Raw genomic sequence first — 8408 nt, forward strand, 5'->3', positions numbered from 1 at the left:
ATTCTATAGGGTACATTTTACAATGTTATTATTCTTTTCTAAATCAACTATTTTTCGCATTGAAGAAACACTCTTTTAAACTGTCAACATATTCACAAATATATTTTTATTTACTTTTTATATTACAGGTTCTTATTCCATTACATGAATTAAAATTATGTACTACTCAATATAAAGTAATTCTCATTAATTTTTTTTATACTTATCTTTCAAGACTGCAATAAGAAATAATGGAAGCTTTTTCATCCTAAAAATTCGTTTTGGTTGTTCAAGCAGACGGTGAAACCACTCAAGACCCATGACTTGAAACATTCTAGGAGCCCTCTTTGTCGTTCCAGCCATAATATCAATGGTCCCTCCAATTGCAGCACTTATTTTAACAGGTAATCTATTTTTATTTGTATATATCCATTTTTCCTGTCTCGGACACCCCAGTCCCACCATGAGCAAATCTGGTTTTAATTGTTGAATTTCTCTTATTATTTTTTCTTCCTCATGTTCCGCAAAGTATCCATGGTGAGTTCCTATAATTTTTATATTTTCATATTTACGTTCCATATTCAGCTTCGCCTTTTCAGCAACTCCTGGTGCACCACCTAGTATATAAACTGTTTTATTACTATCTTTCATAGTATTAAACAGCGCAAACATTAAATCACACCCTGGGACTCTTTCCTTAATGCTATTCTTTTCTAGTTTCGATGCCAATACGACGCCAATACCATCAGGCACTACAAGGTCGGCTTCATTTAAAATCTTCATCAATTCCTTATCATTTTGTGCCTCCATGACAATTTCAGGATTTGGTGTTATCAATAAATGATTTTTATCTGTCTTTAAAAATTCTAAAAGCTTTTCTAATGCTTTTTTGCTAGTTATATTATCAAAAGGTACTCCTAAAATATCTAATTTCATTATAAACACTCCTGCTACTTTAGCTCAAAGATTTATTACAAACATATTTTCTAATCAAACTTTTTATAATATAAAATTAAATTTACAATGTTACAGCACACTTAACCTTATCCATTTCATATAAATTACTATAATTAAAATAGGTAATAGATGGATTTTTTATCCTAACACAATTTTTTGTATCAAAAATAATTGGTTTTTTCATTTTAAGTAGAAGTTTATTCTCATCTAGTGCTTTAAATTCTTTATGATCTGTTAGCATAATAAGTAGGTCAGCATCCTCAATCGCATTTTCCAGCGATTCCATTTTAAAATCAACCTGTTCTTGTCTGACATAAGGATCATAGATTGCTAATGCATATCCTTTTCGATTTAACAGTTTAATTACCTCTATCGCTGGGCTTTCACGTATATCATCAATATTCCCTTTATAAGCTACTCCTAACACTGCAATTTTAGTATTATTAGTATCTACAATTTTCTCTACATGGTCTACAACAAACTTAGGCATTGAAGAATTGATTTCTCTTGCTTTAGCTATCAGCATTGACTGTTCAGGATTCATTTCTACAATAAAATTTGGATCAACTGCAATGCAGTGACCTCCTACTCCCGGTCCTGGCGTATGTAGATTCACACGTGGGTGTTGGTTAGCCAACTTAATAACTTCTAACGTATCAACACCTAATTGATCTGAAATTTTAGCCAATTCATTGGCTAGAGCAATATTCACATCTCTATAAGTGTTTTCTATTAACTTTGTCATTTCAGCAGTAATTGCTTTTGTTTCAATTACTTTTCCAGTAACAACTTTACGATATACATTTGCTGCTTTTATAGTAGCTTCAGGCGTCAATCCTCCAACGATACGTGTATTCTCAACTAATTCAATCAATATACGCCCAGGTAGAACTCTCTCAGGACAATATGCTAAATGTATATCCTCTTTTGGATTAATGCAATTATCATAAAAAATAGGGGCAATAATATCCTCAATAGTTCTTACCGGAATTGTGGACTCTATTATTACAATATTATTCTTTTTTATGAAAGGAAGTATAGATTTTGTTGCTGTCATCACATATTCTAGGTTAGCTGAATTATGCTTAAAGTCTGTGGGAACCGCTATAATGTAGACATCAGCTGATTCAATATATGATGACGCTCTAAGCTTCCCACCTAAAACTACCTCTTTAATCAATTCTGGTAATCCTGCCTCTTCAAGATGTGCTTCTCCTTTGTTAATTAAGTTTACTACCCGTTCATTTACATCTACACCTAATACATCGAATCCTGCTTTTGCAAAAATTGCAGCTGTTGGTAAACCGATATAGCCCAATCCTATTATACATATTTTTTTCATTTATATCTGCTCCCTCTGAATTTTTTTATATTTAGTAATATAAGAAACTAGCCGTTTCACAATCCAATTTATAATAACCAGCTTAAATAATTTTTAAGATATAAACCATAAAGATGTCATAATGTTTATTTCCTGATAATATAACTATTTACAAAAATCGCTAGAAATCCATTCTTCGTGCTAAGTAATTTTTAAAAATAACCTGTATACTCAATGAATTCAAAGGAATTTCTACTAAATAATACGACTCTTAATTCTTCAACAAGTAAATAAACTCAAATATACTTATTTAACAGATTTCGAGATATGTTCCATATTATATTGTACCTAGCTTGTATAATTTAAATAGATTAAAAATAATTGCAAGTTTCGATCCTTCTGGAGCAATATTAATAGTATGTGAAATACCTATAATAAATCTAAATTTACTTTTCTATTATTAAATAAAAAAATAAACAACAAAAAAAGACTGAATATCCAGTTTTCAAATCCGGAAAAAAAGAATGAAATTTCCGATTTCATTTAAACGTTTTAGAAATAATAAATGTAGGATCATCTTAAACTCTTATTTGTTAACAGCGCTAGAAATAATTATTAGATAATGTTATATTTTTTTTAAAAAATATAACATATGTATTCCCTTATCCTTCTAACTTTAAAATATGCGGACCATACTTATTTAAATAACTAATAAAGGCACGGACAAATATACAAAATCTAATCCTTAATAGTCACGAAAAGCAGATAATAAATACTCTCCATACTTAAACATTAAATATGGAGAGTATCATTTTGTGATTGTGTTATATTTTTAATGAGAAACACTTCAAAATACCAATTAGATAGAAAAATCTCCAGGTCCTCATGCATTATACTGTTTTAAAAATCTAAGGCTCCATTACATATTAAGGCAATCACACTACGCCTAGTGATTACAGTGAAATCACTATATAACGATAGTTACATAGTAAGACCTAAGCTACACTAACTTAAATTCATAACAATCTATATCGCTCATATTATAATTTATTTGAACAAGTAAGTTGGGAATTTCAAATCACTGAAGGGCAGTAGAAATATAAAAAACTTAAGAAAAAATTAATAAATTTAATACCCTTTAATTAATAAAAATTATAGCTACAAAGTTGTTTTAACTTAATTTTGTATATTTATAAAATCTTAAATAAATAAAATGTTCCGGATTTATTTATAGATTTTCTTCATCCATTCTATAGTTAGTGGTATGCCTTCAGTAATTTTAATAGTAGTTTTATGATTTAAATCTCTTTTTATTTTATCAATATTTACTTTTTTTATTTTTGTTGTCAAAGGCTCCATCTCTTTATAAGTAACTAATGAATCTGTTTTACCTAAGTAGGAAAGTATTATGTCAGAAGCTTCTTTTATATCATGAAAATCGTCACTTCCTATATTGTAGGTCTCTCCAGCTTTAAAATTTTCTACAATATTTGCTAATGTTACAATACAATCATATATATATGTACTTGTTCTAAAATGATTTGTATATACTGTATATGGCAGGTTTTGTAGTGCTCTATAACTAAACAAACAAATTACACTTCTATAGTCACTATAATATTCACCTGGTCCATACGTATTAAAAAGTCTTACAATAACAGTTTCTGTATTATATAACTCTCTTGACATCTTAATTTGCATTTCATTGACTCTTTTCGACATAGCATAATCATTCATTTGAGTAATTGCAACCTTATTCAAAACATCTTCATACATAACATCTTCATAGTCTCCGTATACTTCAGAACTACTAAAATGTATTAATTTAAACCCATATTTTTCTTGACATCTAATAATATTTTTAGTACCTATTACATTGGACGTCCATACCTTTTCATAGAAATCTTCTCCGTTCCACCTCCCAAATTCAGCTGCTAAATTATATACATAATCGAATTCATGTTTTTCAAATATATTTTCTAATTGTCGGTAAAATGATATATCGCATCGAAAATATTTGGGATCATGATGATGAGGAAGATCAATAATATAAACCTCATGATCACGTTTTCTTAATTCTTTTACTAAAGATTTTCCTACAACACCTAATCCACCTGTTACTAAAATTTTCAATTTTCTCATTCCTCCATAAAATATTAACTTATTAATATCTACATTTTATTTTCAATCTTAATAAATTTCAATTTTCATACTTATCAAACTAAAAATTCACTATACATCTATTAATTTTAATTTAATCTATGAATTTTTCCATTAAATACAATAGATTATACAAATTAATGTGCATACATTAAAAGTTATTAATTTAGATACAAATATAATGAATTAGATTGGTACACTTAACTTAAAGTATCTTACACCAATATATCAATCAATAATTACCTTTTGTCCATCAATATTCATAAGTAAAAAATAATATATGGGCAAAAAATCCTCTTTGAAAAACTCTTTTAATCAAATATGGATAATATATATCATTTTTAACAAATAAAACTCCAATAATCTGAAATATTTAACTAAATTTAAATCTCTAGGCAAGTTATTTATATTAAATTTTTCATTTCCTCTTGTAATTTAAGTCTATCTATTTTTCCGGTAGCGAATTTAGGTATTGATGGAACTATTACAATTTTATCTGGAACTTTATATTTAGCTATCTTATCCTGAATAAATTTTTTCAAATCTAATTCAGTTACTATAATTCCACCTTTTAATGTTACTACTGCACAAGTTACCTCACCTAACACTGGATCAGGCAGTCCTACAATTGCTACTTCCAGAATACTATCATGGTTATAAAAATATTCTTCAATTTCTTGAGGATAAATATTATATCCTCCTCTAATAATTAAATCATTTTTTCTTCCAACAATTTTTATATTACCCTCCTCATCTTTTTTACCCAAATCTCCTGTCATGTACCATCCATCCTCTGTTAATACTTCTGCTGTTTTTTCTGGCATTTCAAAGTATCCCTTCATCAAACCTGGACTTTGTGCAACAATTTCTCCTATTTCCCCCACCCTCACTTCTTTTTTTGTAACAGGGTTTAATATTTTCAAATTCACACCTGGTACAGCACTTCCAACAGTTTCAGATCTTACATAATCATTATCTTCTATCCTGCTACAGGTTAAACAAGTGGATACTTCTGTCATACCATAAGAGGTTAGTAATTCAAAATGTAATTCATCTCTTATTTTCCCAATAATTTCAGGTGGTACTGATGCACCCGCTGTAAATCCGATCCGTAGTGAGTTTAGATTATAAGCTTTGAGATTGGGATGATTTAATTCTATAATAAACATAGATGGAACCCCATGATGCACGGTTATTTTTTCATTTTCAATCATTTGGAAAACTTTTTCTGGTTTATATTTTTCCATAAGTACTACTTTAGAAGTTGCAGCAACAGAACAAAGTATACAAGAATGTAATCCAAATAAATGGAATGCAGGTAGTTGTGCTAATACCACATCATCTTCAGTATAATTTAATAAATCTACAACTATATCACATAATGTTACCAAATTATTATTTGTTAACATTACACCTTTAGGTTTGCCTGTCATGCCAGAAGTATACATTAATAAAACAACATCATTTAGTGAAACTTCTGGGAATTCAACATGAACCTGACCTTCCAATTGCAGTGCATTTTCATATGCAACTGCTTCTTTATGCTTGAAACGAACAGAAATTAGATGATTTAAATACTTATTCTTTTGACGAATACTGTTAAAATGATTCCAAAGTTTATTATCCTCTACTTCTTTAGCTAAAAAGGCAGCTTTTACTTTAGCGTTATTTAAGATATACTTTATTTCTGATTCCTTATAGCTAGTATTAATAGGTATCATAATAGCTCCTACTTTTGCTATCGCAAATAATATAACAGTTAATTCATGCCAATTAGGAAGACAGACAGCTATATGGTCACCTTTTTTTATATCCATGCGAATTAATTCATATGCAATTGAATCACTTTCCTTATCTAACTCCATATAATTCATTCTTCGATATCCATCGTAAATAGCTTCTTTTAGCGGATGGCTTTCCCGAGCTTTTTTTAGTAAATTAGATACTGTCGCTATTTTAGCTTTCATTTATTCTTTCCTTTCAAATCTAATTTGTATATAACTTACAAATCATTATTATTTTAAGACTCAAGCTAAAAAAGTTTCATTTTTAGCTTGAGCACGATTAATTGCTGAACATACTTACTCGCAAGCTATAGAATTTTTAAAGTTCAAGAGCCTACTATTGTCTATAATTTGTTTTTTGTATATTTCCACTAAATTCTAAACTTATCAACAATTTAACAAATCAAAATATAACATTTATGCAAAAGAAAACATGTTCTTATCTATTCACTTTCACTCTTGCAGGAACACCCATAACTACCGCTTCACTTGGTACATCTTTCGTCACAACTGATCCAGCCCCTACAATTGCATTTTGTCCAATTACTGTATGAGGTAATAGTATAGATCCAACCCCAATCTTCGCACCTTTTTTTATATGAGGACCTTTAACTACCACTGGGTCATAATGCTCACTAAAAGTATTATCACTAGCACAAGCAACTTGCGCACTTATAAAAACATCGTCTTCGATTATCATATCTGTTAAGCGACAACCATCCATAATTCGGACATTATTACCAACTTTAGTACCATGATTTATACCAACATGCCTACCAATTATGCTATTATTCCCTATAACACAATTTTCTCTTATACTACAACAATCACCTAACAAAGTTTTTCCACCTATTTTTGTCCCCGAATATACTATAACACCTGGGCATAAAATCGAACCTTCTTCTATAACTAAAGCCTCATACTCTTGATCGGATTCTGAATGTACACGACCTGGGATAGTAGGTTTTTTACCAACAACACAATTCTCAAATATTTCTACATTATCTTTTATTATCGTATTAGGATGAATTACTACAAAGTCATGAATTACTACATTTTCACCAATACTAACATTATCATGGATTACACAAGTGCTACTTATTCTAGAAACAACCATAATTTTCACTCCTTAGTCTTAAAACACCTTTAATAGATGATTTTAAAAATAAAATTTATATTTTTTATTCTGATTATTATTTTTGTAAATTAATAAATACAGATCTCTACTATACTTTTTTTCACTCAAATTTGTATTGAATAGGATGAAATGCCTCAGCATATTCTACTTTATGTGTATATCCCCATACTTGATTCCTTAATATATTCGCTTGAAAAAGTCTATTAAATCTATTATGTTGTTTTTCATACTGACTTAATGCTTCTTCTTTATGTTTGATATATTCGCTAATATCTACAAAGAAAACTGGATAATAGGATTTAGAAAAAACATACATATTACTTTGATACGCCAAAATGTTGTTGCAGTGTCTGGCTGCTGTTTGACAAATCCGGGAAGCTTCAACGTGATCTTGATTTTTATCATCCATAAAATGAATAATTGTAGTATCAATATTATAATCTAAAATAACTTTTTCCACCTTTTGCATAATCTCTTTATTGTATGTAAGTTTGCCACATTCAACAGGTTCAAAATCGGTAATTTCATTAATCCCCAATACCTCACATGCTTTAGCACTGGATACCTTACTAGATTCATAATCGACATTTAAATTTAAGGAATCTGAAATTGTGACATTATCAGTAAGAGTTAATTTATATACATTCTTACCATTATCCGACATTTTTGCAGCGAAACCGCCTGCACCTAATTCTGGATCATCAAAATGTGCACCAACTATCAGTATATTATTCATAACTAAACCACCTTTTTATTTTATAAAATACAGAATTAAATATGGGCTGTTATTGTATTTTGTCATTGTTATTCCCAGGAGACAATGACAAAATACACAATAAACAACACCTGACCCCTCTTATTTTTTATACCTATATACTCTTGTTAAATACAGGAGAATAGGTGTTTTTTATTTTCTGGATCGTCACCTTAACTTCCATGATTACAATATGCTAAGCCGACTATCTCTATCATCTTTTCATGATGAGACTCCAAAAAATATTCAGTTAACTCCTCTATATTCTCATACTCAAAAAATAATGTTTGAGGTAATTGACCAAGGTCTTCCTCT

At 29.3% G+C, this 8408-nt stretch carries 6 protein-coding genes; all 6 read right to left on the reverse strand.

Annotated features, from left to right (window positions below):
* Window positions 1–186: 186 nt before the first annotated feature.
* The gene (locus MR107_RS28045; protein WP_242293000.1) at window positions 187–915 is read right to left on the reverse strand and encodes a WecB/TagA/CpsF family glycosyltransferase; all 729 of its coding nucleotides are present in this window, start codon (window positions 913–915) and stop codon (window positions 187–189) included.
* 82 nt (window positions 916–997) lie between these two features.
* Window positions 998–2278: a nucleotide sugar dehydrogenase gene (locus MR107_RS28050; RefSeq protein WP_242293001.1), complete on the reverse strand. Its 1281-nt coding sequence runs from the start codon at window positions 2276–2278 to the stop codon at window positions 998–1000.
* A gap of 1203 nt (window positions 2279–3481) precedes the next feature.
* Window positions 3482–4390, reverse strand: coding sequence for an NAD-dependent epimerase/dehydratase family protein (locus MR107_RS28055; RefSeq protein WP_242293002.1), 909 nt, complete (start codon window positions 4388–4390; stop codon window positions 3482–3484).
* Between the two features lie 431 nt (window positions 4391–4821).
* Window positions 4822–6384: a class I adenylate-forming enzyme family protein gene (locus tag MR107_RS28060; RefSeq protein ID WP_242293003.1), complete on the reverse strand. Its 1563-nt coding sequence runs from the start codon at window positions 6382–6384 to the stop codon at window positions 4822–4824.
* A 256-nt stretch (window positions 6385–6640) separates the two neighbouring features.
* Window positions 6641–7318 carry an acyltransferase gene (locus MR107_RS31555; protein ID WP_305037302.1) on the reverse strand — a complete coding sequence of 226 codons (678 nt, stop codon included), beginning with the start codon at window positions 7316–7318 and terminating at the stop codon, window positions 6641–6643.
* A gap of 121 nt (window positions 7319–7439) precedes the next feature.
* Window positions 7440–8075, reverse strand: a complete 636-nt coding sequence (locus tag MR107_RS28075) for a PIG-L deacetylase family protein (RefSeq protein ID WP_242293004.1) — start codon at window positions 8073–8075, stop codon at window positions 7440–7442.
* Window positions 8076–8408: the final 333 nt, after the last annotated feature.

The sequence above is a fragment of the Bacillus cereus group sp. BfR-BA-01441 genome (assembly GCF_022663075.1).
Classification (GTDB): Bacteria; Bacillota; Bacilli; order Bacillales; family Bacillaceae_G; genus Bacillus_A; species Bacillus_A cereus.

Bases quoted from the DNA above. Each gene is read 5' to 3' on its own strand.
- MR107_RS28060 (WP_242293003.1), bottom strand. From the start codon at position 6,384: ATGAAAGCTAAAATAGCGACAGTATCTAATTTACTAAAAAAAGCTCGG.
- MR107_RS31555 (WP_305037302.1), bottom strand. From the start codon at position 7,318: ATGGTTGTTTCTAGAATAAGTAGCACTTGTGTAATCCATGATAATGTT.
- MR107_RS28075 (WP_242293004.1), bottom strand. From the start codon at position 8,075: ATGAATAATATACTGATAGTTGGTGCACATTTTGATGATCCAGAATTA.
- MR107_RS28045 (WP_242293000.1), bottom strand. From the start codon at position 915: ATGAAATTAGATATTTTAGGAGTACCTTTTGATAATATAACTAGCAAA.
- MR107_RS28050 (WP_242293001.1), bottom strand. From the start codon at position 2,278: ATGAAAAAAATATGTATAATAGGATTGGGCTATATCGGTTTACCAACA.